This window comes from Actinoplanes sp. NPDC051475, assembly GCF_040689425.1.
Lineage (GTDB): Bacteria > Actinomycetota > Actinomycetes > Mycobacteriales > Micromonosporaceae > Actinoplanes.
Map to the genome: position 1 here is coordinate 36,897 of NZ_JBFAZZ010000007.1, position 24,534 is coordinate 61,430.

Here is a 24,534-nt window from a genome sequence, read left to right on the forward strand (position 1 = left end):
GGAGCCGAACAGCGCAGACGCGACAAGGAGTCATCATGACCACGGAACAAACACGCTCCGGTGCCCTCGGCGAGGCCACGCTGGGCGAGCTGGCGCAGGCCCTGCGGGGCGAGCTGATCCGCCCGGGCGACCCGAGTTACGACGAGGCCCGGTCGATCTGGAACGGCGCGCACGACCGGAGACCGGCCCTCATCGTCCGCTGCCACGGGGTGGCGGACGTGCTCAAGGTGGTGGAGTTCGCCCGCAGCGAGGGACTGCCGCTCGCGGTCCGCGGCGGCGCGCACAGCATCCCGGGCTTCTCGACGGTGGACAACGGCATCGTGCTCGACCTGGCGCCGATGAACGGTGTCCGCGTCGACCCCGGCCGGCGTACGGTCACGGCGCAGGGCGGATGCCTGTGGAGCGACGTCGACGCCGAGACGCAGGCGTTCGGCCTGGCGGTGACGGGCGGCCTGGTGTCCACGACGGGCATCGCGGGCTTCACGCTCGGCGGCGGCATCGGCTGGCTGGTCCGCCGGTGCGGCCTCACCTGCGACAACCTCGTCGGCGCGGACATCGTGACCGCGGACGGCCGCTACCTGCACGCGACCGAGGACGAGAACCCCGAGCTGCTGTGGGCGCTGCGCGGTGGCGGCGGCAACTTCGGGGTGGTCACCTCGTTCGAGTTGCGCGTCCACGACGTCGGCCCGACCGTCCACGCCGGGCTCGTCTTCTACCGCGGCGAGGACGTGGAACGCGTACTGCACGGCTTCCGCTCGGCCACTTCCGGCGCGCCGGACGAGCTGTCCATGGCGATGAACATGACCACCGCGCCGCCGGCACCGTTCCTGCCGGAGGAGGTGCACGGCAAGCCGATCGTGGCCGTCCTCGGCGTGTGGTCGGGCCGGCTCGAGGACGGCGACGCCGCCACCCGGCCGTTCCGCGAGCTGGCGCCGGTGGTGGTCGACCTGTTCGGCCCGATGCCGTACACCGCGATGCAGACCATCATCGACCCGCTGTATCCGCGCGGCATGTGGAACTACTTCCGGTCCGCGTTCTTCGACGACCTCGACGATGCGACGGCCGGCGCGCTCGCCGGCGCGTACGCCCGTGTGCCCAACCCGGTGTCCGAGCTGCACATCCACCACCTCGGTGGCGCGATGGGCCGGGTGCCCGCCGACGCGACGGCGTTCGGGACCCGCGACCGCGACTACATCCTGAACGTGGTGGCCAGGTCGATGGACGCCGACGGCTACCCCGCCGCGATCGACTGGGCGCGGGCGGCGACCGAGGCCCTGGGCCCGGATGCCGCGGCGTACGTGAACTTCACCGGCGAGGCGAGCGAGGACCGCGTCCGGGCCTCGTACCCGAAGGACACGTACGAGCGGCTGGTGGCGGTGAAGGACCGCTACGACCCGACGAACCTGTTCCGGCTCAACCAGAACATCCGGCCCTCGTCGACCCACTGAGCGAAACGGCGGGAGGGAAACCCCCTCCCGCCGTTCGAAAGCCGACCAGGATGGTCAGTCCGCTACCCGCCGGCGGCGGACCGCGACCATCAGCACGATGCCGAGCACGACCGCCGCGCCGCCGATCCCGGCGACCAGCGCCACCGGCGTACCGGTGATCGGCAGACTGCCACCGCCGCCCGAGCCACCCTCGTCGTCACCGTTGCCGGCTCCGGTTCCCGTGAACACGATGCGGGCCGTGTTGTTGGCCTTGTTGCTGTCGGTCGAGCCGACGCAGCAGGACTCGGCGGTGATCGTACCGTCGGTGCCGGGGGTCGATTTGATCTTCAGCTTGACCGTCGGCTTGATCCTGCCGTAGCCGGAGGCCACCGCCGGGTACTCGCTCTCGAAGTTGCAGCGCAACTTCTTCGACTCCGGCCGCTGCTCGTGCTCGGTGCCGTCGGTCCAGCACCACTCGGCGGGCAGCAGCACAGTGCCGCTCGGCGCGGTGATCAGGACGGACGGGCCGCCGCCGTCCGACGGGCCCTCGTTGACGATCTCGTAAGGGAGATCGACGGTCCTGCCGACCTTGCCGCTGATCGGCTTGGCCTCGACCCGCACGTCCAGCGTGTTCTTCCTGCTCCAGTAGCGGAACGACGCGTAGTTGTCGGACTCGTCGATCTCCCGCAGCGCGGAACTCCGCCGGGCCGACGTCGTACCCGCCAGCCTCTTGACCGCTGCGGCGAACGACGAACCGTCACCGGCGACCCGCCTCGCGCCCCTGGCAGCGCGCGCCTCGTCGGCGAACCCGGCCTCGAGGGTGCCGTCGTGTATCTCCGGGCCGGACAGGTTGCGGCCGAAGGTCAGGTTGAACAGCGAGACGCCGCTCTCCGGGTCGAACAGCGGCAGGCCCTCGCCCGGCTCCAGCTCCGGCAGCGGGCAGGTGACCTGGCTCGGGCCGTAGACGTACGCGCCGCCGATGTCGTTCGGGTAGTAGTCCACATACGTGCAGTCGCTGTACCGCTCGACCACGGTGGTGCCCGTCGACAGGTTCAGCGTCAGGGTGGCGCCGGTGGCCACGGTGTCGCCCTCGTTGGCGACCGCGCCGTGGAACGGCACCTTGTCACCCGGGCCGACCGGGTTCCTCGCGGTCGTCACGTCGTCCGCCTCGACGACCAGGTCGGGGCCGGAGGCGATCACGGTCACCGGGAACGTCGTGGTGTCGTCACCCGGGTTCGCATCATCCTCGGCGCCGTCGATGGTCACGGCGATCTCGCCGGCCGGGCCGACCGCGGCGCCGGTGCGGCTGGCCAGGGACAGCGGGGAGATGTCACCGATCTGGCCCGGCTCGATCCGGCCCACCGCGCACGTGACCTTGGTGCCCACGAGCTTGCACTGCTCGCTCCACTCGGGAACCGTCGCGACGACGGAGTCGCTGAGGTCGCTCAGGTCGAGGGTGAGGGTGACGGCCGAGGCGGGCGCCTCGCCGTTGTTGTACAGATATACGCCGACCGTCGCGCCGCTGTTGTCGACCTCGGCGACGGGATCGCGGTCGAAGGACACGGAGAGGTCGGGCAGGGAGTCCGCGGCATAGGCCGGCATCGGTACGCCGATCAGTGCGGCCGCCAGCACGGCGACCCCGGCTCCGACCCGGACCCGGACCCGGACAGCAGGGATGCGGTTCATGTGTACTCCGTCGAGAGGGTGAGCGCGGACTATAACGAAGATCGCCGATCCGCGCTGCCCCCGCCGGAGTTACGTGTCCGAGCTACGGACGCAACGGTCCACAAGCTGCCGGAGCGGTCGCCTCCATCGGCAGGCTGGGATCTAGATCGCTCTTGATCCGGCCGTCGTACGCCCCGCTGCCGTTGCGGTCGACACCGTGCACCACCAGCACGGCATTGTGGTCGGCGATCGCCGCGGCGGTGTGCGCGTCGACCGTGACGGTGCGCCGGTAGACCACCGATCCGTACGGCGCCATCGGGAATCGCTTGATCGCGAGCCCGCTGGCCGGGCTGGTGTCGCCGCGGGTGGTCAGCGAGGTCACGATGTGACCGTAGAAGGGATGCCCTTCGGTGACGCTGACGAAGCCGTCCCTGTTGGTGTCGGCCCGCCCGGTGGGGCAGCTGCCCTTGGTGCCGGCGTGGAAGTGCATCGCGTGCGGCGCGTTCCGCAGCAGGCCTGACACCACCACGGTCACCTCGGCCTTGGTGCCCTGCACGCGCACCGTCGCCACGCCGTGTGCACCGGACCGGTTGAGCTGCCTCAGAACGGCGGTGGCGACGATCGGCCGATGAGCGGCCGATGTGGTCGTACTGTCATGAGCCGATCCGCTGTCATGTGCCATGGCCGGCACCGCGCCCAGTGTCAGCAGTGCGGCGGTGGTCAAGGTCGCTAGAGCTGGTGTTCGCACGACAATCCCCCGATGATCCTGAACCGCTCGCCGATGAGCAGTCCTCCGAGGGCATTCGAAGAGCCGACCGGGTGCGGATGGGTCAACATTTCGGATTTTTGTGAAATGGTCGTTGCGGTTGCGGGGCGCCGGTCGAGGCGGGTAGAGATGCACCGATGAAGAGCATCGCGTGCGCGGCTGCGGCCGGCGGCCTGGCACTTGCCCTGGCCGCGTGCACCCCCGACGAGCACCCACCCCCGCCGAGAGCGACTGTGACGCCCTCGACGGGGGCCACGGCCGCGGTGCCGGCGCTGACCGCCACGACCCTGCACCCGCTCGCCGGCACCGACGTGGCACCGTTCGACCAGACCCGCCAATTGCAGGCACCGCCGGGCTGGACGGTCACCGTCTGGGCCCGGGTGCCCGGAGCCCGGCTTCTGGCCTGGACGCCGGACGGGCGGCTGCTCGTGTCGCGGCCCAAGTCGGGCGACGTCGTCGAACTGGCCCCCGCCCCGGGCGACGCCGCGCCGGCCCAGCGCACCCTGGTCAGCGGCCTGAACCAGCCGCACGGGCTGGCCTTCGCGGGCAGCACGCTCTACGTGGCCGAGAGCGACCAGGTCGACAGCTTCACGTACGCGAACGGCGCGGTGTCGGGCAAGCGGATCGTGGCCGACGGCCTGCCCGACGCGAAAAGCCCCGAGCTGGGCGGCAAATACGCACACGCGCTCAAAAGCGTGGCGGTCGGCAAGGACGGCGCGCTCTACGTCTCGGTCGGCTCGACCGGCAACGTGACGGCCGAGGACCGCACCGCGAACCCCGAGCGGGCCACCATCCTGCGGGTGCCACCCGGCGGCGGAAACCTCACGGTCTTCGCGCGCGGCGTCCGCAACGGCACCGGGCTGGCGGTCGACCCCGGCGGCGCCGTGTGGACCGCGGTCAACAACCGGGACAACATCGGTTACCCGTACGCCGGAGACGACCAGGGCGAGGTGCGTCAGACGTACGTCAACGACCACCCGCTGGAGCCGCTGGCCCGGCTGGAACAGGGACGGGACCTCGGGTGGCCGTACTGCAACCCGGATCCCGATCTGCAGCCGGGCAAGCCGGACTCGCCGATAAGCTACAGCGGGCGCCCGTTCGTACGGGACATCCAGACGAACCCGGACGACACGAAGCTCGACTGCGCGTCACTGCCCCCGGTCGAACAGGGCATGGGCGCGCACTCCGCCCCGCTCGGACTGGCCTTCGTCCCGGCACCGGGCCTGGCCGGCGGGTACGGACCGGGCGCCCTGGTCGGGGTGCACGGCTCGTGGAACCGCAAACCGCCACGACCGCCGGAGGTGTCGTTCTTCGCGTGGCGCGGGGGCACCCTCGGCGCACAGCAGACACTGCTGACCGGCTTCCAGGGCGAAAACGGCTCGCGCTGGGGCCGGCCGGTCATGGCGGTGCAGGGCCCCGACCACGCCCTGTACGTCAGCGACGACCTCGCGGGAGCCGTCTATCGCGTGACCGCGCCCTGAGCCGCGAAAGGGAGCCTAGTGCCCAAGAAGTTGCTGGTCGTCCTGCCGGACTCCGCCGAGGCCGTGCTCCAGGAGATCGTGAACTCCGACGAGCAGAGGCTGCACGACCGTCTGCGCCGTACCCCCGGCCTGCTTCCTCTTGAGGAACTGGAGCTGGAGGGCCCGATGCTGGTGGTCGGGCAGGAGACCAGCCTCGCCTCCGGACGCATCGACCTGGTGGGGTGACCCGCAGAATCCCGACTTCCGCAGCGCGCTCGCCCAGCTTCTGGACTACGGCTCGGATCTGGCAGGGCATCAAGGACTTCGCGCTGGGCGTCGACACCGCCAGCCTGGCGAGCCGGCCCTCCGTCTTCGCAGCGGTCGAGGGGTATGCCAACGCCGCCCTGAGAGTGTCCGGGGCGGTGCAGGCGCAGGCCAAGAACAAGCTCGCTGCGATCTTCGGGCCGGAAACGGTGGTCGCCGCCGAGGCGGAACTCACGGAGCTGGTCACCCAGCTTGGTCGCTGCGGTCAACGACCCCGCCGGCGCCGGTGGCTGAACCCGGATTGCAAACCGTACGTCCGTACTGTTTGATGGGGGCATGCCACTTCTTCCGGAGCCGGGGGCGATCCGGACGCTTGCCGCCGCGACGCTTGTCAACACGCTCGGTAGTGGACTGTGGATGGCCTCGAGCGCGCTGTTCCTCACCCGCTCGGTCGGGCTCTCGGTGGGCCGGACCGGCCTCGCACTCACTCTCGTCGGCCTGGTGAGCCTGCTGGTGAGCAGCCCGGTGGGCTACCTCGCCGACCGGCTCGGCCCGCGCGGGGTGGCGATCGGCGGGCTCACCGCCCTCGGGCTGCTCGAGGTGGCGATGGTCGAGGTGCGATCCATGGGCACGTTCCTGCTGGTCGCCGCGCCGATGGCGGTTGTCGAGGCGGCGCAGCGGGCGGCCCGGGGCGCCATCATCGGCGGCGCGGTGCCGCAGGAGCGACGGGTCTACACCCGTGCCTATCTGCGGGCGGTCACCAACGTGGGCATCACGGTCGGCGCCTCGGTCGCCGGTGTGGGGCTCACTGTGGACACGCGTACGGCGTACCTGTCCCTGATCCTCGCCGATGCCGCGACCTTCCTGGTCGCCGCCGCCGTGCTCACCCGGCTGGCGCCCGTTCCTCCCGTTCCGCGGCCGGAGTCCGGGCCGCGGCTGACCGCGCTGCGTGACCGGCCGTTCCTGGCCTTCGTCGTGCTGGACGGCCTGCTCGCCGTCAACTTCGGGCTGCTCGAGGTCGCGCTGCCGCTCTGGATCGCCGAGCGCACCGACGCGCCCCGCTGGATGATCTCGGTGGTCTTCGCGGTGAACACGGTGTCCGTGGTGCTTCTGCAGGTGCGGGCCGCCCGGGGCACCGACACGCTCGCCGGGGCGGCCCGGGCCTCCCGGCGGTCCGGCTTCCTGCTGCTCGCGGCCTGCCTGATCTTCCCGCTCACCGCCGGCACCCGGCACGTGACGACCGTCGTCCTGCTGGTCGTCGCCGCGCTGGTACATGTCTTCGCCGAGATGGCCTACTCGGCGGGCGGCTGGGGCATCTCGTTCGGACTGGCGCCGGACCACGCGCACGGGCAGTACCAGGGGACCTACTCGATGGGGCATCAGTTCGGCCAGATGATCGCTCCGGCGGCGGTCACCACCCTCACCCTGGGATGGGGTATGCCGGGCTGGGTGCTCCTGGGCGCCGGGTTCGCGGTGGTGGGCTGCCTGATCCCGCCGGTGGTACGCCGGGCCGTCGCGCAGCGCGCCGCGGCGAGCGAAGCCGTGACCGCAAGCCGTTAGAGCCCGAACTCATGCGCGCCTCACGCAGGGCCTGGCATGATCGCGACGTGCTGCGTCTCAGGCTGGCGGTGGGTGTCTTCGCCGTCGTGACGCTCGTGTACATGGTCGACTTCTACCGATATAAGCTGCCGTGGCACCTGGAGCCCTGGTACCCCTGCGACACTGACGTCAACGGAATGGCGTGCCGGATCTCGCGGAAGCTCCCGCTCACGGAGTTCCCCTGGTACTGCCTCCTGGTCGGGGTGACTGCGCTGGTCTTCCCGCTGATCGCGTTCTGGGTGCTGGCGCCCGTGCGGCGCCTCGTGCCGGTCGTCGATCAGCTCGGCCCGCAGAACCTGGGCTACCGGGTCCGCCCGGGCCGCCGCGGCCGCGACGAGATGAAGCGGCTCGGCCGTTCCCTCGACGACATGATGGACCGGATCGCCTCCGGCTACGAGGGGCAGCGCCGGTTCGCGGCGAACGCGTCCCACGAGCTGCGTACTCCCCTGGCGCTGCAGCGCACCCTGATCGAGGTCGGCATGGCGGAGCCGCTGACGCCCGAGCAGGCGGCGCTGCTCGCGGGCCAGTTGCTGGCCGCGAATGCCCGCAACGAGCGCCTGATCGAGGGCCTGCTCGTGCTCAGCCAGGCGGATCAGGGGCTCGCGGCGCGTACCCCGCAGCGGCTCGACCGGATCGCAGGGGAGGTGGTCGAGGCCCATGGCGCCACGGCCGCGGACGCTGACATCAAGATCATTGCAAACCTGGCTCCGCGTACGGTGGCGGGCGAATGGGTGCTGCTGGAACGGCTCGTCCGCAACCTCGTCCACAATGCGCTGAAGTACAACTATCCCGGCGGTTCCGTACGGGTCACCGTCGGCGCGTCGGCGGCCGCGGCCCTGATCGTGGAGAACACCGGGCCCGTGGTCGCGGCCGAGGACGTCGCCCGGCTGTTCGAGCCGTTCACGCGGCTCGCCTCCGACCGGATCGACCACAGCGGCGGCAGCGGGCTGGGGCTCGCGATCGCCCGCGCGATCGTGCAGGCGCACGACGGCACCATCACCGCGACGCCGGTGGAAGGCGGCGGGCTCCGCCTGTCCATCATGCTTCCGCGCGACTGAGGCGCCACCGGCGTGCTGCCGGTGGTTAGCATTGCCGCGTCACGCCAGAAGCTGCGGAAGCGAGGCGACATGCGGTTCTTCCGGTCCGGACCGGACAGGCGGCAGGTCCAGCACGACCCCGGCCGCCGGCAGGAGCTCCTCCTCGACCTCCGGCAGCGCTTCGGCGCCCACGCCCAGGGCCGCTTCGCCGAGCAGGCCGGCGCGATCGTCCCCCTGCTGGTGGACGACGACGGCCTGGCGGTCGCGGCCGCCGTCCTGCACGAGGTCGCCGACGCGGCCCACGCGCAACTCCTCGCCGACGTGGCGGAGCTGAACCGGCGCACCGGCCACGGACCGGTCGCCGACCGCCGGAACTACCGGCCGCTCTGGCAGGCCGCCGGGTCGCACCTGCGCTGGCCGCTGTTCGGCCTGCCCGGCGGGCTGCACCCGTACGTGCAGGTCACCGCGGCCGTCACCGCCCTCGGCACCCAGGCGCGCCGGACCGTCCGGGTGACCGACCCGCGCCCCGTGCTGGCTCACCTCTTCGAGGTTCTGGACCTCACGCTGACCGGGTGGGAGTTCGCCCGCGTCCGCGTGGACACCGACGCCGCGGCCCTGGCCGAGCGCCTCATCTCCGCCGCCCGGGACCTGCGCGCCGCCATGGGCGAGCCGCCCCCGCTGCCGCCGCCGGTCCGCGAATGGATGCGGCGCAACACCACCGTCGACGTGCACGACTCCGCCGCGAACCGGATCGTCGGCGCGTTCAACCCGGGCCGCACGATGCGGGAATCGCTGCTGGCCTGATCGGCCCCTTCAGTCAGTCCACTCCGGCGCCGCCGTGGCGCGCGGAGACGATGGTCGATGCCCGGGACCCGTTGACGAACCGGTCACAAGTCTGAAACCTTGTAGACCCCTCCTTGCAAAAAGTTTACTGCTATCGCGAAATTTCTGGGTAGCAAACCGCAAGGTATCGCGCATCCCCGAATCGAACAGGGGCAGCCATGGCATCCTCCAGACGTCGCTGGTTCGTCGCTCTCCTCGCTACCACCCTCGTCCTCACCGGTCTCGCTCCCGCTGCGGCCCACGCCGCCGGGACCAACCTGGCGCTCGGCAAGGCCGCCACGGCCAGCGGCGCGCTCGGCGAATACCCGGCTCGCAACGTCACCGACGGCAACGCCCAGTCGTACTGGGAGAGCCCGTCGAACGCGTTCCCGCAGTGGATCCAGATCGACCTCGGCAGCAGCGTCGCCGTCGACCAGGTCGTCCTCAAGCTGCCTCCCGCGACGGCGTGGGCGACCCGCACGCAGACCCTGAACGTGCAGGGCAGCACCGACGGCACCTCCTTCGGCGTCCTCTCGGCGTCGGCGGGGCGGGTATTCGACCCGGCCTCGGCCAACACGGTGACGATCGGCTTCACGGCGACGACCACCCGCTATGTGCGCGTGGTCATCACCGGCAACACGGGATGGCCCGCGGGTCAGCTGTCCGAGTTCGAGATCTATGGCGACCCCGGCGACCCGGGCGATCCGCCGACCGGCACGAACCTGGCAGCCGGCAAGCCGGTCGAGGCGTCGTCGTCCACGTTCACCTTCGTCGCCGCCAACGCCAACGACGGCAACACCGGCACGTACTGGGAGTCGGCGGGATTCCCGGCGACGCTGACCGTACGGCTCGGAGCCGACGCCGACGTGACCGGCGTGGTGCTCAAACTCAACCCGGATCCGGCCTGGGGCCCCCGTACGCAGAACCTGCAGATCCTCGGCAGAGGGCAGGCCGCGACCGGCTTCACCTCGCTGAAAGCGCGCGCCGACTACGCATTCCACCCGTCCACGAATCAGAACACGGTGACGATCCCGCTCACCGGCCGGGCCGCCGACGTGCAGATCCAGGTGTTCGGCAACACCGGCGCACCGGGCGGGCAGGTCGCCGAGCTCCAGGTGATCGGCCGGTTCGCGCCGAACCCCGACCTGGTCGTCACCGGCCTCACCTGGGCGCCGGACGCCCCGGACGAGTCGACACCGGTGACCGTCACCGCGACCGTGCAGAACCGCGGTACGGCCGCCGCCCCCGCGACCTCGGTCAACGTCAGCGTCGGCGGCGCGGTCGCCGGCACGGCACCGGTCGGCGCGCTCGCGGCCGGCGCCTCCACCACCGTGCCGGTCGACGTGGGGCGGCGCGGGCAGGGCAGCTACGCCGTCTCGGCGGTGGTCGACCCGTCTGGCACCGTCCCGGAGCAGAACAACGACAACAACAGCTTCGCCGCGCCCACCCAGCTGGTCGTCGCCCAGGCACCCGGCCCCGACCTGCGGGTCCTGGGTGTCACGACGAACCCGGCCAACCCGGCCGTCGGCGCCACCGTGACGTTCTCGGTGACGATCGACAACCGGGGCACCAGCGCGGCCGCCGCGTCGGTCACCCGGGTCAGCGTGGGTTCGACCACGCTCACGACGAACACGCCGCAGATCGCCGCGGGTGCCACCGCGACCGTCGCGATGTCCGGCAGCTGGACCGCCACCAGCGGCGGGGCGACGGTCACCGCCACCGCGGACGCGACCGGCGTGGTGGCCGAGACGAACGAGACCAACAACAGCCTGACCCGGTCCATCGTGGTCGGCCGCGGCGCCGCCCTGCCGTACGTCGAGTACGAGGCCGAGGCCGCCCGCTATCAGGGCACCCTGCTGACGGCGGACGCGCTGCGGACGTTCGGGCACACCAACTTCGGCACCGAGTCCTCCGGCCGCCAGTCGGTGCGGCTCGCCTCCACCGGCCAGTTCGTGGAGTTCACCTCGACGAATGCGGCCAACTCCATCGTCGTCCGCAACTCCGTACCGGACGCGCCGGCCGGCGGCGGGCAGGACGCCACCATCAGCCTCTACATCAACGACGCCTTCGTGCAGAAGCTGACGCTGTCGTCGCGCAACAGCTGGGTCTACGGCACCACCGACGACACCGAGGGGCTGTCCAACACGCCGTCGCCGGACGCCCGCCGGCTGTTCGACGAGTCGCACGCGTTGCTGAGCCGCTCCTGGCCGGTGGGCACCCGCTTCCGGCTGCAGCGCGACGCGAGCGACAGCGCCGCGTTCCAGATCATCGACCTCGTCGACCTGGAGCAGGTGGCGGAGCCGGCGAGACAGCCGGCGGGCTGCACGTCGATCACGGCGTACGGCGCGGCGCCCGACGACGGCAACGACGACACCGCCGCCATCCAGCGGGCCGTGACGGACGACGAGAACGGCGTCATCGGCTGCGTCTGGATCCCGGCCGGCCGGTGGCGGCAGGAGCAGAAGATCCTCTCGCCGGACTCCGCCCGCGGCCAGTACAACCAGAAGGGCATCCGCAACGTCACGATCCACGGCGCCGGCATGTGGCACACCCAGCTCTACTCCGACACCCAGCCGCAGAACGTGGTCGGCAACATCAACCATCCGCACGAGGGCAACGTCGGCTTCGACATCGACGACAACACCCAGATCTCCGACCTCGCCATCTTCGGCAACACCCAGAACCGGGCCAACCGTGGCCACGGCCTCAACGGGCGGTTCGGCCGGAACACGAAGATCAGCAACGTGTGGATCGAGCACGTCAACGTCGGCGCCTGGGTGGGCCGGGACTACTCGGACACGCCCGCGTACTGGAACCCGGCCGACGGACTCGAGTTCTCCGGCATGCGCATCCGCGACACTTACGCGGACGGCATCAACTTCAGCAACGGCACGCGCAACTCGCGGGTGTTCGACTCGTCGTTGCGTACCACCGGCGACGACGCGCTGGCGGTCTGGGCCAATCCGCGCGTCAAGGACCCGGCGGCCGACGTCGCGTCCCAGAACCACTTCGTCAACAACACGATCCAGCTGCCGTGGCGGGCCAACGGCGCCGCGATCTATGGCGGCTCCGGCAACTCGATCGAGAACAACCTGATCTCCGACACCATGAACTACCCCGGCATCATGCTGGCGACCGACCACGACCCGCTGCCGTTCGGCGGCACGACGCTGATCGCCAACAACGGGCTCTACCGGGCCGGCGGCGTCTTCTGGAACGAGGACCAGGAGTTCGGAGCGATCACCCTGTTCCCCGCGTCCAAGGACATCGTCGGCGTCACCGTCCGCGACACCGACGTCGTCGACTCCACGTACGACGGCATCCAGTTCAAGAACGGCGGCGGGGCCATGCCGAACGTCGCGATCACCAACGTCAGGATCGACAAATCGAACAACGGCGCGGGGATCCTGGCCATGGGCGGCGCCCGGGGCAACGCGACGCTGTCCGGCGTGACGATCACGAACTCGGCGGACGGCGACATCGTGATCCAGCCCGGATCGCAGTTCACGATCGCGGGCCACTGACCGTCACCGGCCCCGGCCGCCTCGAGCGGCCGGGGCCGGTCCGGCTCAGTGCTGGATCTGCGCGACCCTGATCCTCGTCGGCAGGGCGGGCGGGCCGTCGACCGGCGCGGGATCCTCCGGCGTCGGGGTCACTCCCCCGGCCGCCACGAGGTCCAGCGTGTGGAGCCCGGCCGTCGTCGTGGTGCCGAAGATCGTGTAGTTCGGTCGCAGCGCCGAGTCGCCGTAGACCAGGAAGAACTGGCTGCCGTTGGTGTCCGGGCCGGCGTTGGCCATGGCCAACACGCCCCGCGCGTAGACCCGGCGGGCGCCGGTCGGATCGGTGGGCGCGGGCGGCAGGTCGGTCGGCAGTTCGTCCTTGTAGCGGTAGCCCGGTCCGCCCTCGCCCGTACCGGTCGGGTCGCCGCACTGCAATACCTTGAGCGTCGGGTACGCGGTGAGCCGGTGGCACGACGTGCGGTTGTAGAACCGGTACCGGACGAGGTGCAGGAAGCTCTGCACGGTGCAGGGCGCCTCGGCGCGGTCGAGCACCAGCGGGATCGGGCCCAGGTTGGTGCGCAGCAGCACGTCCACGGTGCCGCGGCTGGGCGTGTGCCGCGGGTCGGGCGGCAGCGGCACCGGACGGGCGGCCGGCTCCTCCGGGGTCGGGGTGTAGGCGCACGGTCCCGGGGTCGGCTCGGTGGGATCCACGCCGCCCGCCGCGGCCGGCGACGCCGCGGCGAGGCCGGAGCCGATCATGACCATGGTGACCACCACCCGGCCCAGTGAGGTGATGCCGCGACGCGGGGATGTGTGGACCACTTTGTCCTCCAGAGGCTCGACGGAATCGTCACCCCCGGGTCTAATCGACCTTCATGGATTGGTCAAGGTCCGCGTGGCCGCCACCGATCCGGCGGCCGCCGCCCATACTGGGGACATGACCCTCGGCCCGGTACCTGCAGCGATGCGGCGGTGCCCCCGGTGCGGCCACCTCACCCGCGCCGACCGCATGATCAAGGGGTACGGGCGCGACTGCGCGGCGCAACTGGGGCTGATCGGCCGCACGGTGGACACCGGGCACTCCGGACCGGACCTTCTCGATCTGCTCGGCGAGGAACCCGAGGACGAATGCGACGGCGGGGACCGGCCCGCGGATGGGCCGTAGTGCGCGTCACTTCACCCCGTACGGCAATTGCCGGAACTGCGGCCGCGAGATAGCGCGAAGCCCCGGGAAATACATCGTTCGCGCCGACCGTCAGTATGCCGACAGAAAAGGCTTTTCGAGATGCGTCCGTAACCCCGGCACACCGATACTGGCCCGCAGAGTCGGTAGGCGGAAACCGGGGCGGACGCATGATCGTGCAGGGGCAAACGGAAACGTCGTTCGGCGAAGAACTGCGGCGGCTGCGGGACGCGCGCGGAATGTCGCTGGCCGATCTGGCCCGCGAGGTGCACTTCGACCGCGGGCATCTCAGCAAGGTGGAGCGCGGCCTGCGCGGGCCGTCACCGGCGCTGGCCCGCGCCTGCGACTCGGTGCTCGACGCGGAGGGCCGGCTCGTCGAGCTGGCCGGAAGCCCGCAGCCCGCGGCCGTGCGTGCCGACGTTGCCGCGCCGTCCTGGAGCTTCGAGGACTCGCCGTACGCCCAGCAGTTCCATCGGATCGCCGCCTCCGCGGCACCCTTCACCAGCGACCACGAGCAGACGGTCGCCCAGGCGCGTGAGCTCTTCGAGACGCTGCGCGGGCACGGGCGCGCCGGAGCGCCGAGCTCGCTGCTGCCCATGCTGGCCGCCCAGTTCGGCCTGCTGCGCGCCGCGGCGAGCACCGCCCGCCGGCCGGTGCGGGACCGGCTGATCCTCCTCGCCGCGCACTACGCCGAGTACGCCGGCTGGATGATCCAGGAGTGCGGGGACGACGCGGGCGCTCTCGCGCTCACCCGGGTCGCGGCAACGCTGGCCGCGTCCGTGATCGACGGTGCCGAAGCCGGTGACGCTGCCGCGCTGCGGGCGTACACGAGTCTCCGCATGGCCGATGTCGCGCTGTACCGGGGAAACGGCAAGGCCGTGGTGACATTGGCCGAGCGCACGGAGTTCGTGGCCGACGCCACGCCGGCGGTCCGGACCCTCGCCGCTCAGCGTGCCGCGCAGGGATGGGCGCTGCTGGGCCGGTCGCGGGAGTGCCTGTCCGCGCTGGACCGGGCCGACGGCTACGCCACGCACACCGCGGCGGACGGCGACGGCATCCCGCTCGGCCCGCGCGGCGGTGGACAGTTTCGGGAGATCGTCCGCGGCTGGTGCTTCTTGGACCTGAGCCGGCCCGAGGATGCGGCCACCTACCTGGCCGCCGGGCTGGAGGCGGCTCCGATCGGCGCCCATCGGGCACGCGCCCTCTACGGCGTGCGACTGTCCATGTCGTATGCCACGACCGGTGACCTGGACGGCGTCTGCGAGACCGCCGGCACGGCGCTGGACGAGGCGCGGCGGGTGGACTCGGCGGCCGTCCGGCACGAGCTCCGGGCGTTGGGCGCCCTGCTGCGACGGCGCCGCAGCAATTGGTCCGTTGTGGACCTGCAGGCCAGGATCGACCGCGAATTGTTCAGGGAACACCATTCTTTGCGAGCCTGACTCACAATTTTCGGGGGAGCCGGGATCGGCCGGACAGGTATCGACAGCAGCGAAAGGTAACTGTAACGTCGCCGTTTGTCACCACAAGCGGCGAGCCGGTGTTGAGGACAAGCGCGCCCGATCGGTGGCAACGGGCAACACCTACCGATCTTGAAACACGGTCGCCGAGACTTCCCTCTCGGGTGCAATTCCGATCTTGTCTCATTCCTCGGCATCAGGAGCGGCTGGGCTAGTGGGTGGCGTTTTCCTCAATTACCGGACCGCGGATGCGGCCCTCGGCGCCGTCATGGTGGACGAGCGGCTGAGCGCCCGCTTCGGCCCGGACGCGGTCTTCCGCGACAACCGTTCGATCGCGCTGGCCACGAGGTTCGACACGGTCCTGTGGAAGCGCCTGAGGTCCGCCGACGTCGTCCTGGCCCTGATCGGGCCGCACTGGTTCGAGCCAGGCACCTCGGGCGAGCCCGCCATCAACGACCCTCAGGACTTCGTCCGCCGCGAGCTCGCCGAGGCATTGCGCCTGGCGATCGACGTCTGCCCGGTGCTGCTCGGCGAGGACACCCCGCTGCCGCGCGCCGACCAGCTGCCGCGCGGCCTGAAGACGCTGCCGAAGCATCAGTACGCCCGCATCCGGACCCGCGACCCCGGACCGGACATCGACGAGCTGGTACGCCGGCTCGCCGACCGCCCCGACCTGGGCGCGATCACTCCCCCGGCCCGGCGCCGCGCCACCGCCTCGCCCGAGGGACACGGCGTCACCGTGCTCGGACCGGTGCACGCCGGCCACGACGTCGTGTTCGGCGGCAAGACCGAGCACCATTACCACGACGGGACCCGCGGATGACGGCCGCGACGGAGCCGGCCCCCAGCGACCAGGAACTGGCCGACGCGCTGGTCGAAGTCGTCGGTGCCGAACACGCGGCGGGCGAGTTCGCCGGCGACGACTACGCGGAGCAGACCGGGCCGCGCGTGATGACCGGCGGCGCCCGCGTCGGCGAGGTCAAGGCCGGCGACGACGTGGTGTTCCGCGACAAGATCTCGCACAACTACTTCGGCGGCGGCACCGCGCGCGGCCGGGAGCCGGCACCGCTGAGCCTGGCCCGCGACACCCTCGACGACGTGCGCGAGGCGTTCGTGTCGCCGCCCGGCTTCGACGACCTCGACCTCGGTGACCGTCTGCTGATCGTCCGGATCTGCGGCGGCCGCGGCGGCGGTACGGCGGCCACCCGGCTGCTGCTGGACGCCGGGGCGGGCGCCGTCAAGGAACTGGCGCCCGACACCTCGCTGCGGCGGCTGACCGCCGAGCGCCTCGAGGACGGCACCGGATACCTGCTGCGCAACGCCGCTTCGGGGGTCCTCGACGAGCTCACCGAGTTCGAGATCGCCCGCCTCTGCGCCGCCCTCGGGGAACGGGCGAGCTGGCTGGTCCTGACCGTGGACCCGCGCGTACGGCTCGCCGAGGGACTGTTGGCCCGCTACATCGGCGAGCTGGGTGATCCGCCGCCCGCGCTCGACGTGCTGACCGCGCATCTGCGACGGCGGCTGCGGCAGCACGATCCGGACGGCGTCCGGGCGGCGGAGATCCTGGCCGAACCGTCGGTCGTCAAGCTGTTCGACGACTCGGCGGACCGCGAGGACCGCGTGGTGCGGGCCGCCTCCTTCGCCCGGATCCTCGCCGACGCGGCCCAGGCCGACGACTTCGATCTGGAGAAGATTCAGGCCCAGCTGAAGCGGCTCACCGACCGCAGCTTCGAGACCTGGTTCGACGCCCTTGACGCGGGCACGCGGTGTTTCGTGATCGCGCTCGCGACGCTGCCCGGGTACTCGTACGAGATCGTCTCGGACCTGGCCGGCGCCCTGGAGGCCGCGCTCATCCCGCAGGTGCCGCCGGCGCCGGGCGCGCCGGCCCCGGACCCTTTCCGGGTACGCCGTACGCAGCGTCTCGAAGCAGCCCTCGCCCGCGTCACCCAGCGGCCGATAACCACCCGGTACGGCACCACGCCGATGGAGGTCGTCCGGTTCATCGACCCGAGCCTGTCCCGGCAGGTGCTCGACCGGGTCTGGACCGAGTACGCCGACATCCGCGAGACCCTGCTGGCGTGGCTGCGGACCATGGCGGAGCACCCGGTCGGCCAGGTGCGCCACGGCGCCGCCCGGGCAGCCGGCGTCTTCGCCGTGCAGGCGTTCGACTACGTCCGGCGGTACGTCATCGGGCCGTGGGCGGCGAGCGACATCCCGGCGGCGCGGCAGACGGCGGCCATGTCGCTCGAGGTGCCGGGACGCGACCCGGCGGTGAGCCAGGCCACGCGGCGCATGCTGTACGAGTGGCATCTGGACGCCTCCCCGCCGTACCTGCGCAACACCGCGGCCCGGACGTACGGCGGCCTTCTGGGTCTCGTCGATCCCCGCCCGGCGCTCGACGCCTTCGCCCACCTGGCGACCGCCTCGACCTACGGCCTGCCGAGCGTCATCGCGAACAGCATCACCCGGCTGATCGTGCGCGGCGACGAGTCGGCGGCTCTCCAGGTCATGGAGCGCGTACGGACGTGGACGACCGGCGCCCCGGTGGAGCCGCCGGAGGGCTCGCGCCGGGCCGAGCGCGGCATGACCGTCGAGCAGGCCAAGGAGGACACCCGCGCGCGGACCTTCGTGGCGTACCTGTCGTTCCTGACCTGCGCCGTGGACGCCGTGCTGGTGAACCCGGTCGACGAGCGCGAGGACGCGGCCGCCTGGCACGGGCTGCTCTGGCTGGCGCACCGCAACGACGCCGTCGCCTCGGTCGTCGCGGACCTGTGGGGCAGCGCGCTGGTGCACCCGATCGCCCACCGGGCGGCCTCCAACGTCCTGACCGCCTGGGCGGAACGGGTCGACGGCGACCCCGTCGGCCGGCAGGCGCTCGCCGAGCTGCTGGTGGCGGCGGTCCGGGAGCCGCAGCGTACGCGTGCACGGGTCAGCCTCCGCAGGCTCGTCCGGACCTGGCAGGGCGGCCGGGAGTCCGCCGCCCCGCAGACCGCCGCCTCGGTCGCGACGGCACTGACCGCACTGGGAGAACCCGAATGACGAACGACGCCGTGCCCGTGATCCTGTCCGAGACCAAGGTGGCCCGTTTCAAGCCCTTCGGCCAGCGTGCCCTGCCCCGCGCCGGCGTCGTCCTCGTGGTCAAAACCAGCCGCGGGGACGTCAAGGTGATCCCCGATCAGCGCACCCTCGGCGAGTACGCGTTCGCGCCGAACGCCACCCAGTACGAGATCGACGTGGCGAAGCACGACTCCCGGTTCGAGTTCCCGCTCAAGAGCGCCGCCGAGGACTACGCCTTCCAGGCCGCGGTGGAGGTCACCTGGTACGTCCACGACCCGGCCCGGGCTCTGCAGGCGCGGCCCACCGACGCCACCGACGTCGTCCGCCGGCGGCTGCGTTCGCGGCTGTCCGAGCTCGGCCGCCGCCACGACGTCGAGGACGTGCAGGGGTTCGAGGAGGCGATCCGCTCGTACTTCGCCAACCCGCGGTCCCGGGTCCTCGACGAGTGGCTGCGCCTCGAGGAGATCACCGTCGAGGTGAGTCTCGACCAGGCCGGCACGGAGGTCCTGCGGCAGCGGCGCGAGACCCGGCGCAAACGCCGGCTCATCGAGGAGACCCACGAGACCGACCTGCTCGAGCAGGAGCACGCCGGACGGATCGCCGCCCGCGGCAAGCAGCAGGAGATCGAGCTCGAGCGCCGGCGCCGCGAGTTCGACCTGCAGATCAAGCAGCAGGAGGAGGAGCAGGCGGCCGAGCTGCGCCGGCGCGAGGCCCAGTGGGAGGCGGAGTTCCAGGCGAAGATGCACCGCCAGGAGAAGGAGTGGGAGGCGGACCTGAAGGCGCGGGAGGACCGCGTCCAGCTCGAGAACGAGCAGGCCCGCATGCGGCTCTTCCTCGAGGCGATGGAGAAGGGCGACGCCGCGGTCCTGGCGATGCACCTCGGCCGGCACCCGGACGACGCCAAGGAGATCATCCAATTGATCGTGCAGAACCAGGCGCTCAACGAGGAGCGCCAGGCGAAGCTTCTCGCCGACATGATCGACAAGGACATGATCATCGGCGCCGACCTCGAGGGCCTGAACCAGGACCTGATCCGCTCGGTGATGGGCCTGACCACCCGGCGTGCCGGCGGGGTCTTCTCGCTGAACACCACCATCGACATGTCGGTCGACGCCCTGGCGGACCGCGCCGCCGCAACGGTTGTGGAAGATGATTGAGGACGGTCTCGATCTGGTACGCCCGCTGCTCAGCGACCTCCCGCCGCAGTGGCAGACGGTCCTCGCCCTCCCCCTGCTCGTGCTGGCGTTCCTCGTGGTCGCGACCGTGGTGGCGAAGTGCGTGCCGGCCCTGGACCACGTCCTGCGTCCGGCCGTCGTGGCGGCCACCTCCGTGCTGGGGCTGATGCTGCTCCTGCCGGAGTACCTGGCCACCATCGCGATCCGGCGCGCCGGCCGGCGTCCACCGGCGGTGATCCACCTCTACGACGACGGGGTGGAGGGCCTCGTCGGGCTCGGCATGCGCGCCGGCCGTACGGGGTTGTCCGGATTGACCCGGGACCGACGGCTGCGCCGGTTCCTGATCGTCGTGGCCGTCGGCTCGACCCTGGTGGTGAGCAGCGGCAACAGCTGCGCGCAGGCGCCCGCGCCGACGTGCCGCAACCCGGTGGCGGCTTGGTGGGAGCAGACCACCCGGCTCGTCTCCGACGACGAGGCCCCCGCGGTCAAGCCGAAGCCGACCAAGAAGCCCAAGCCCACGAAGGCCACGGCAAAATAGCCCGCGTCAGCCTCCGCCAGCCTCCGTCAGCTGAAGCGGGGCAGGTGGTGGGCGATCTGGCTGCGCCACGACTCCCAGTCGTGGGGCACGTCGGGACCCCACAGATCCAGCTCGTGCCGGATGCCCTTGGCGGTGAGCAGCCCGCCCATCCGCCGGGTCGACGCCAGCGCGCCGGTGGTGTCCTCCCACCGGCCCTGGCCGCAGACCAGCAGCACCGACAGCCGCTGCCGCAGCCAGTCCAGGTGGTCGCCGTGCAGGTTGGCGACGTAGTCACCCGGACTGTTGAAGTAGACGGCGTCGCCCCGATCGCCCCAGCCGCGCCACGTGTCCGGGTCGTAGTTGCCGGAGAAGCCCAGCGCCAGCGGGAAGAGGTCGGCCCGCTTGAAGGCGAAGTTCAGGGCGTGGAAGGCGCCCAGCGAGCAGCCGGCCGTGACGATCTCCGCGGACTCCCCGGTGTCCGCGCGGATGTGGGGCACGACCGCGTCGAGCACCCACGCCTCGTACGCGGCGTGCCGCCAGGCGCGCTCCTCCAACGGCAGGTGGTGAGCCGACCACGTCTCGGCGTCGAAGGAGTCGACGCAGTACAGCTTGACCCGCCCGGCCTCGATCAGGTCCTCGACCGCACCGACCATGCCGTTGCGCGAGAACTCCCAGGCGTCACCGCCCTCGGTCGGGAAGACCAGCACGGGCCGGCCCCACTGTCCGTAGACGGCAACGGTCCCGGACCGCCCACCGGCGGGTACGGCGAGATCCACCGCATAGTGACGCACTCCCCCACGCTAGTCACCGGCCGCGCTGGATGCCGCGCGCTAGCGTGGCACCAATGCATGCTCGACTGGGATGGGCGTTGGCCGGGATCGTCGCTGTCACTGCCGGCGGCGCACTGACCGCCTGCTCCGACCGGCCGGCCGCCACCGCAACGGCAGCGTCCGCCCCCACTGCCGCGGCGCCGTCCGCCTCGCCGTCATCCGCCGGCTGCGTCTCCCGGACGCTCGCCGGAATGTCCGCCGAGGAGCGCGCCGGGCAGGTGCTCATGATCGGGGCGCCCGTGGACGACCCCCGGCGGCTCGAGGAGGCCATCGCCGAGCGGCATCTCGGCGGGGTGTTCCTAGCCGGGCGCAGCACCCGCCGGGCCACCGGCCTGCGGGCCGACATCGCCGCGCTGCGGCGGGCCGGGAAGATCACCCCGCTGGTCGCCCTCGATCAGGAGGGTGGCAGCGTGCAGACCCTGAAGGGGCCCGATTTCCCGCTCGTACCCTCGGCGCAGCGGCTCGGGCGCGGCTCGCAGGCGAAACTGCGGGACAGTGTTCGCGACAGCGCACAGCGGCTGGCGGACATCGGCGTCACCGTGAACCTGGCGCCGGTCGCCGACACCGTTCCGGCGGACGTCGGTGCCGCGAACCCGCCGATCGGCGCCTTCGGCCGGCAGTACGGCTCCGACCCCGGCAAGGTGGCGGCGGACATCCGCACCGTGGTGCCTGCGTCGCAGGGCGCGGGCGTGCTCACGATCCTCAAGCACTTCCCCGGGCTGGGCCGCGTACTGGCGAACACCGACGTCTCCCGGGACGCCGTCGACGCCCGGACGACGGCCGACGACCCGTACCTGAAGCCGTTCGAGGCCGGGATGCAGGCCGGGTCCGCCGGTGTGATGATCTCGTCGGCGCGGTATCCCCGGCTGGACCGCTCCACGATCGCCGCGTTCTCGAAGCCGATCGTCACCGGGCTGCTCCGCGAGCGGCTGGGCTACCAGGGCCTGGTCATGTCGGACGACCTCGGTGCCGCCGACGCGGCCGGGTTCGTGCCGGTGGGCGAGCGGGCGGTGCGGTTCGTGGCGGCCGGCGGTGACCTGGTCCTGTCGATCCGGCCGCAGGACGCGAAGCCGATGGAGGCCGCCCTGGTCGGCGAGGCACGCACGTCACCGGCCTTCGATGCGCGGCTGACCGACGCCGCCGGCCACGTCCTGCGCACCAAGGACCGGGCCGGGCTGCTGCCGTGCTCTGCCTGAGGGCTTGCCTTGACGTCGGCGGCAAGGCCTAGCGTGGGGTCATGCTGATCGGGGAGTTGGCCGAGCGGGCCGGCACCAGCGCCCGCACGCTGCGGTACTACGAGGAGCACGGGCTGGTCGAGCCCCGCCGCGACCGCAACGGCTACCGGCGCTACGACGAGGGCGAGCTGCGCGTGGTGCACGAGATCCGGGCGCTGCTCGCGGCCGGGTTCGGGCTCGACGACATCCGGCCCTTCGTGGCGTGCCTGCGGGCCGGGAACGTCGCGGGGCACGTATGCCCGGACTCCGTCGCCGTGCTGCGCCGCAAGCTCGCGGAGGTCGAGGAGTGCCTCGATCAGCTCGCCGCCGTACGGGACCAGCTGCGCGGGCAGCTCGCCCAGGCGATCGAGGAGCGGGAGACCCGATGCCTGAAGATTCGTTGATCACCCTCACCGACGACACGTTCGCCGACGTGGTGCTGGGCGCGCGTCTGCCCGTACTCGTGGATTTCTGGGCGGAATGGTGCCCGCCGTGCCGGCCCGTCGCGGTGACCCTCGCCGAGCTGGCCGGCGAATTCGCCGGGCGGATGCTGATCGCCAAGCTCAACGCGGACGAGAACCCGGAGAGCACCCGGGCCTACCGGGTCCTGTCGATGCCCACCCTGATGGTCTTCCGCTCCGGTGTCGTGGTGAACACCATCGTGGGGGCACGGCCGAAGCGGATGCTGAGGTCGGCGCTGACCGCGGCCGTGGAACCGTACGCGAATCGCTGACCGTGCTCAGCTGACCGGGATGCCGGTCTCGTGGACCGTGGCCGAGACCTTGAGCGTCCGGTGCGTCTGCTTCCCGCCGCCGACGGTGTAGAGGGCGTACGTGTGAGTCTCGGTCGAGCCCGCCGCGCCGGAGCAGGAGAAGTGGAATTCCTGCATGCCCTGCAGGGCGACCGGGCCATAGGTGCCAGGGGTGCCGGTCGGGTCGTCGACGGAGAGGGCGGCCGAGTGGGCGCCGGTGACCTTCCACTTGAGGATCAGCGGCACGGCGTCGGTGTGGGAGACGTCCGTGCCCGACGGGCAGCCCGGCTTCTGGAAGACGGTGAACGACACGATGCGCGGGCTCGGACGGCTCACCGTGGTGCCTTCGTGGGACGGCTCCGCTTTCGTCTTGGCCTCCTTCTTCGGCGCCGTCTTCGTCTTCGACGACGACGAAGACGAGGACGACGGCGATGGCGGTGGCGAGGCGGACTCGGCGGACGGGGACGCAAGGGTGACGGAGCAGCCGGTCAGGGCGGCGGTGGCGAGGGCCAGCATCACAGCGGCGGAGATTCTCGGAATCGACATGCCACTGAGCGTAGGAACTCCGTGATGCTAGGTAATCCCGGCTTCGTGCCGTCTACCCGGCGCAGGTCACGAGCCTGTTCAGCGGGCAAACGTGCCCACGGGGGTAGTAGTCGCCCATCACGGCGGCCGCCGTGCCCGGGCGCCCGTCCGGCGGCACGTGCGTCACGGCCGGCCCGAAGCCCGGCGCCGGCAGCATGTTGCGCAGCAGCACGAGGTGCCGAGTCTCCGGCTCCGCCAGCGAGAACGGCACGAACGTCACACCCGGCACGGCCTCGATGCGCGCGCGCTGCGCTTCCGTGCCCAGCACGAAGGTGTACCAGCCGTCGGTGTCGAGCGCGACCACGTCGTCGTGGCGGCAGCCCGGGTCGGTGCTTCCGTCCGGCAGATTGTTGACCACGACGGGGTAGAAGGGCGAGCGCAGGTTGGTGCAGAGCGACCAGTACCGCAGGTCGTCGCCGGGCCCGGGCCACGGGTGCGGGTGCGGCTCGTCCGGGCTCCGCGCCGCCTTGCCGCGGATCACCACGACCCGGTCCCGACCCGGCGGCGTCACCCAGGCGTTGAGGTATCCGCTGTCCGGATTCGGGAACAGCTCGTCATTGCCGAACGAGCGGGCGAAGTGCAGGTCACGACCCAGGGCAGGCTGCGGGATCCGGTGGCTGCCGGCGACGGTCACCGTACGTTCACAGGGCCGCAACGTCCGGCTCCGACCGCCGTCGGTGACCGTCAGGGTGGGCAGCAGCACCGGCGACGACGTGCCTCCGGTCGGCAGGTAGATGCGGTACACGAGATACCCGGTCTGGCCGTCCTCGGCATCCGGCGGCGCGAGCGGGAGCACGTTGGTCTCCCCCGGGGCAACGGTCATCCGCAGGTGCAGCGTGTACGCGCCGCCGGCCACGGCCGGCCGCTGCCACGGGTTGGCGCTGCCGGGGTCCGGGGCGATCTCGAAGTCGGGCCGCGACGAGAAGACGCCGTTGCTGGTGAAGGGACCGTGGAAGCCGTCGTAGACCGTGAAGGAGGCGTACCGGGTGTCGGGGAAGGCGCCGGTCACGGTGATCTCCCGGCCCGTACGCACCTGGAAGGGCATTACCCAGTAGCGGGCGTTGGAGTCCGGCAACGCGATGTTCGCCGCCTGGGCGCCGACCTCCGTCGGCCACGCGCATGCGGATGCGGCCGCGGACGCCGGGACGACGGGCACCAGGGTGGCCAGGGCCAGGATGGCGAGGACAGCTCCGACACGTCTCATCCGTGCAGCACAGCATGTCGA

Annotated in this window: 23 protein-coding genes; 17 read left to right on the plus strand and 6 right to left on the minus strand. The window is 71.6% G+C overall.

Annotated features, from left to right (window positions below):
- The first annotated feature begins 35 nt into the window (after nucleotides 1-35).
- On the plus strand, nucleotides 36-1,448 hold the full coding sequence (locus tag AB0368_RS16005) for an FAD-binding oxidoreductase (RefSeq protein WP_366154630.1): 1,413 nt from the start codon (nucleotides 36-38) through the stop codon (nucleotides 1,446-1,448).
- Between the two features lie 54 nt (nucleotides 1,449-1,502).
- Here AB0368_RS16005 and AB0368_RS16010 read toward each other — a convergent pair whose 3' ends face one another.
- The gene (locus tag AB0368_RS16010; protein WP_366154631.1) at nucleotides 1,503-3,113 is read right to left on the minus strand and encodes a peptidase; all 1,611 of its coding nucleotides are present in this window, start codon (nucleotides 3,111-3,113) and stop codon (nucleotides 1,503-1,505) included.
- 82 nt (nucleotides 3,114-3,195) lie between these two features.
- Entirely contained in the window at nucleotides 3,196-3,663 is a 468-nt protein-coding gene (locus AB0368_RS16015; protein WP_366154632.1) for a hypothetical protein, read from the minus strand.
- Nucleotides 3,664-3,995: 332 nt separating this feature from the next.
- Here AB0368_RS16015 and AB0368_RS16020 point away from each other — a divergent pair, with 332 nt between their 5' ends.
- The 7 genes from AB0368_RS16020 to AB0368_RS16050 all read left to right on the plus strand — a co-directional run bounded on the left by AB0368_RS16020 (nucleotide 3,996) and on the right by AB0368_RS16050 (nucleotide 12,564).
- Nucleotides 3,996-5,339 carry a gluconolaconase gene (locus AB0368_RS16020; RefSeq protein WP_366154633.1) on the plus strand — a complete coding sequence of 448 codons (1,344 nt, stop codon included), beginning with the start codon at nucleotides 3,996-3,998 and terminating at the stop codon, nucleotides 5,337-5,339.
- Between the two features lie 18 nt (nucleotides 5,340-5,357).
- Nucleotides 5,358-5,564, plus strand: a complete 207-nt coding sequence (locus AB0368_RS16025) for a hypothetical protein (RefSeq protein ID WP_366154635.1) — start codon at nucleotides 5,358-5,360, stop codon at nucleotides 5,562-5,564.
- The gene (locus AB0368_RS16030) at nucleotides 5,561-5,911 is read left to right on the plus strand and encodes a hypothetical protein (protein ID WP_366154636.1); all 351 of its coding nucleotides are present in this window, start codon (nucleotides 5,561-5,563) and stop codon (nucleotides 5,909-5,911) included. The genes AB0368_RS16025 and AB0368_RS16030 overlap by 4 nt, the downstream gene beginning before the upstream one ends.
- A 7-nt stretch (nucleotides 5,912-5,918) precedes the next feature.
- Nucleotides 5,919-7,142, plus strand: a complete 1,224-nt coding sequence (locus tag AB0368_RS16035; protein WP_366154637.1) for an MFS transporter — start codon at nucleotides 5,919-5,921, stop codon at nucleotides 7,140-7,142.
- Between the two features lie 47 nt (nucleotides 7,143-7,189).
- Complete coding sequence (locus AB0368_RS16040; protein ID WP_366154638.1) at nucleotides 7,190-8,239, plus strand: HAMP domain-containing sensor histidine kinase; 1,050 nt, start codon at nucleotides 7,190-7,192, stop codon at nucleotides 8,237-8,239.
- 69 nt (nucleotides 8,240-8,308) lie between these two features.
- Complete coding sequence (locus AB0368_RS16045; protein WP_366154639.1) at nucleotides 8,309-9,022, plus strand: hypothetical protein; 714 nt, start codon at nucleotides 8,309-8,311, stop codon at nucleotides 9,020-9,022.
- 197 nt (nucleotides 9,023-9,219) lie between these two features.
- Entirely contained in the window at nucleotides 9,220-12,564 is a 3,345-nt protein-coding gene (locus tag AB0368_RS16050; RefSeq protein WP_366154640.1) for a CARDB domain-containing protein, read from the plus strand.
- 45 nt (nucleotides 12,565-12,609) lie between these two features.
- Here the strand turns inward: AB0368_RS16050 and AB0368_RS16055 are convergent, their stop codons facing one another.
- Nucleotides 12,610-13,305 carry a peptidylprolyl isomerase gene (locus tag AB0368_RS16055; RefSeq protein ID WP_366154911.1) on the minus strand — a complete coding sequence of 232 codons (696 nt, stop codon included), beginning with the start codon at nucleotides 13,303-13,305 and terminating at the stop codon, nucleotides 12,610-12,612.
- Nucleotides 13,306-13,477: 172 nt separating this feature from the next.
- Between AB0368_RS16055 and AB0368_RS16060 the strand changes: the two genes are divergently transcribed.
- The 6 genes from AB0368_RS16060 to AB0368_RS16085 all read left to right on the plus strand — a co-directional run bounded on the left by AB0368_RS16060 (nucleotide 13,478) and on the right by AB0368_RS16085 (nucleotide 19,950).
- Nucleotides 13,478-13,705 carry a hypothetical protein gene (locus AB0368_RS16060; protein ID WP_366154641.1) on the plus strand — a complete coding sequence of 76 codons (228 nt, stop codon included), beginning with the start codon at nucleotides 13,478-13,480 and terminating at the stop codon, nucleotides 13,703-13,705.
- A 188-nt stretch (nucleotides 13,706-13,893) separates the two neighbouring features.
- Nucleotides 13,894-15,162: a helix-turn-helix domain-containing protein gene (locus AB0368_RS16065; RefSeq protein ID WP_366154642.1), complete on the plus strand. Its 1,269-nt coding sequence runs from the start codon at nucleotides 13,894-13,896 to the stop codon at nucleotides 15,160-15,162.
- A gap of 232 nt (nucleotides 15,163-15,394) precedes the next feature.
- Nucleotides 15,395-16,003 carry a hypothetical protein gene (locus AB0368_RS16070; RefSeq protein ID WP_366154643.1) on the plus strand — a complete coding sequence of 203 codons (609 nt, stop codon included), beginning with the start codon at nucleotides 15,395-15,397 and terminating at the stop codon, nucleotides 16,001-16,003.
- A complete protein-coding gene (locus tag AB0368_RS16075) occupies nucleotides 16,000-18,219 on the plus strand; it encodes a hypothetical protein (protein ID WP_366154644.1) in 2,220 nt (739 codons plus the stop codon). The genes AB0368_RS16070 and AB0368_RS16075 overlap by 4 nt, the downstream gene beginning before the upstream one ends.
- Nucleotides 18,216-19,394, plus strand: coding sequence for a hypothetical protein (locus tag AB0368_RS16080; protein ID WP_366154645.1), 1,179 nt, complete (start codon nucleotides 18,216-18,218; stop codon nucleotides 19,392-19,394). Before AB0368_RS16075 ends, AB0368_RS16080 begins: the two co-directional genes overlap by 4 nt.
- Nucleotides 19,387-19,950 carry a hypothetical protein gene (locus AB0368_RS16085; RefSeq protein ID WP_366154646.1) on the plus strand — a complete coding sequence of 188 codons (564 nt, stop codon included), beginning with the start codon at nucleotides 19,387-19,389 and terminating at the stop codon, nucleotides 19,948-19,950. Before AB0368_RS16080 ends, AB0368_RS16085 begins: the two co-directional genes overlap by 8 nt.
- 26 nt (nucleotides 19,951-19,976) lie before the next feature.
- Here AB0368_RS16085 and AB0368_RS16090 read toward each other — a convergent pair whose 3' ends face one another.
- The gene (locus tag AB0368_RS16090; protein ID WP_366154647.1) at nucleotides 19,977-20,720 is read right to left on the minus strand and encodes an alpha/beta hydrolase-fold protein; all 744 of its coding nucleotides are present in this window, start codon (nucleotides 20,718-20,720) and stop codon (nucleotides 19,977-19,979) included.
- A 53-nt stretch (nucleotides 20,721-20,773) separates the two neighbouring features.
- Here AB0368_RS16090 and AB0368_RS16095 point away from each other — a divergent pair, with 53 nt between their 5' ends.
- From AB0368_RS16095 to AB0368_RS16105, 3 genes are read left to right on the plus strand one after another with little or no spacing between them, the layout of a single operon-like run.
- Nucleotides 20,774-21,955 (plus strand): glycoside hydrolase family 3 N-terminal domain-containing protein, encoded by a 1,182-nt coding sequence (locus AB0368_RS16095; RefSeq protein WP_366154648.1) that lies wholly within the window; start codon nucleotides 20,774-20,776, stop codon nucleotides 21,953-21,955.
- A gap of 41 nt (nucleotides 21,956-21,996) precedes the next feature.
- Nucleotides 21,997-22,377 carry a MerR family transcriptional regulator gene (locus AB0368_RS16100; RefSeq protein ID WP_366154649.1) on the plus strand — a complete coding sequence of 127 codons (381 nt, stop codon included), beginning with the start codon at nucleotides 21,997-21,999 and terminating at the stop codon, nucleotides 22,375-22,377.
- Nucleotides 22,359-22,706 carry a thioredoxin domain-containing protein gene (locus AB0368_RS16105; RefSeq protein WP_366154650.1) on the plus strand — a complete coding sequence of 116 codons (348 nt, stop codon included), beginning with the start codon at nucleotides 22,359-22,361 and terminating at the stop codon, nucleotides 22,704-22,706. Before AB0368_RS16100 ends, AB0368_RS16105 begins: the two co-directional genes overlap by 19 nt.
- A gap of 6 nt (nucleotides 22,707-22,712) precedes the next feature.
- Here the strand turns inward: AB0368_RS16105 and AB0368_RS16110 are convergent, their stop codons facing one another.
- Complete coding sequence (locus AB0368_RS16110; RefSeq protein WP_366154651.1) at nucleotides 22,713-23,270, minus strand: hypothetical protein; 558 nt, start codon at nucleotides 23,268-23,270, stop codon at nucleotides 22,713-22,715.
- 52 nt (nucleotides 23,271-23,322) lie between these two features.
- Nucleotides 23,323-24,513, minus strand: coding sequence for a hypothetical protein (locus AB0368_RS16115; RefSeq protein WP_366154652.1), 1,191 nt, complete (start codon nucleotides 24,511-24,513; stop codon nucleotides 23,323-23,325).
- Between the last annotated feature and the right edge of the window lie 21 nt (nucleotides 24,514-24,534).

What these genes read in the sequence shown, in the direction of transcription:
- AB0368_RS16110 (WP_366154651.1), bottom strand. Translation starts at nt 23,270, where the DNA reads ATGTCGATTCCGAGAATCTCCGCCGCTGTGATGCTGGCCCTCGCCACC.
- AB0368_RS16005 (WP_366154630.1), top strand. Translation starts at nt 36, where the DNA reads ATGACCACGGAACAAACACGCTCCGGTGCCCTCGGCGAGGCCACGCTG.
- AB0368_RS16035 (WP_366154637.1), top strand. Translation starts at nt 5,919, where the DNA reads ATGCCACTTCTTCCGGAGCCGGGGGCGATCCGGACGCTTGCCGCCGCG.
- AB0368_RS16095 (WP_366154648.1), top strand. Translation starts at nt 20,774, where the DNA reads ATGCATGCTCGACTGGGATGGGCGTTGGCCGGGATCGTCGCTGTCACT.
- AB0368_RS16075 (WP_366154644.1), top strand. Translation starts at nt 16,000, where the DNA reads ATGACGGCCGCGACGGAGCCGGCCCCCAGCGACCAGGAACTGGCCGAC.
- AB0368_RS16100 (WP_366154649.1), top strand. Translation starts at nt 21,997, where the DNA reads ATGCTGATCGGGGAGTTGGCCGAGCGGGCCGGCACCAGCGCCCGCACG.
- AB0368_RS16050 (WP_366154640.1), top strand. Translation starts at nt 9,220, where the DNA reads ATGGCATCCTCCAGACGTCGCTGGTTCGTCGCTCTCCTCGCTACCACC.
- AB0368_RS16055 (WP_366154911.1), bottom strand. Translation starts at nt 13,305, where the DNA reads ATGGTCATGATCGGCTCCGGCCTCGCCGCGGCGTCGCCGGCCGCGGCG.
- AB0368_RS16105 (WP_366154650.1), top strand. Translation starts at nt 22,359, where the DNA reads ATGCCTGAAGATTCGTTGATCACCCTCACCGACGACACGTTCGCCGAC.
- AB0368_RS16080 (WP_366154645.1), top strand. Translation starts at nt 18,216, where the DNA reads ATGACGAACGACGCCGTGCCCGTGATCCTGTCCGAGACCAAGGTGGCC.
- AB0368_RS16065 (WP_366154642.1), top strand. Translation starts at nt 13,894, where the DNA reads ATGATCGTGCAGGGGCAAACGGAAACGTCGTTCGGCGAAGAACTGCGG.
- AB0368_RS16010 (WP_366154631.1), bottom strand. Translation starts at nt 3,113, where the DNA reads ATGAACCGCATCCCTGCTGTCCGGGTCCGGGTCCGGGTCGGAGCCGGG.
- AB0368_RS16060 (WP_366154641.1), top strand. Translation starts at nt 13,478, where the DNA reads ATGACCCTCGGCCCGGTACCTGCAGCGATGCGGCGGTGCCCCCGGTGC.
- AB0368_RS16085 (WP_366154646.1), top strand. Translation starts at nt 19,387, where the DNA reads ATGATTGAGGACGGTCTCGATCTGGTACGCCCGCTGCTCAGCGACCTC.
- AB0368_RS16115 (WP_366154652.1), bottom strand. Translation starts at nt 24,513, where the DNA reads ATGAGACGTGTCGGAGCTGTCCTCGCCATCCTGGCCCTGGCCACCCTG.
- AB0368_RS16020 (WP_366154633.1), top strand. Translation starts at nt 3,996, where the DNA reads ATGAAGAGCATCGCGTGCGCGGCTGCGGCCGGCGGCCTGGCACTTGCC.
- AB0368_RS16045 (WP_366154639.1), top strand. Translation starts at nt 8,309, where the DNA reads ATGCGGTTCTTCCGGTCCGGACCGGACAGGCGGCAGGTCCAGCACGAC.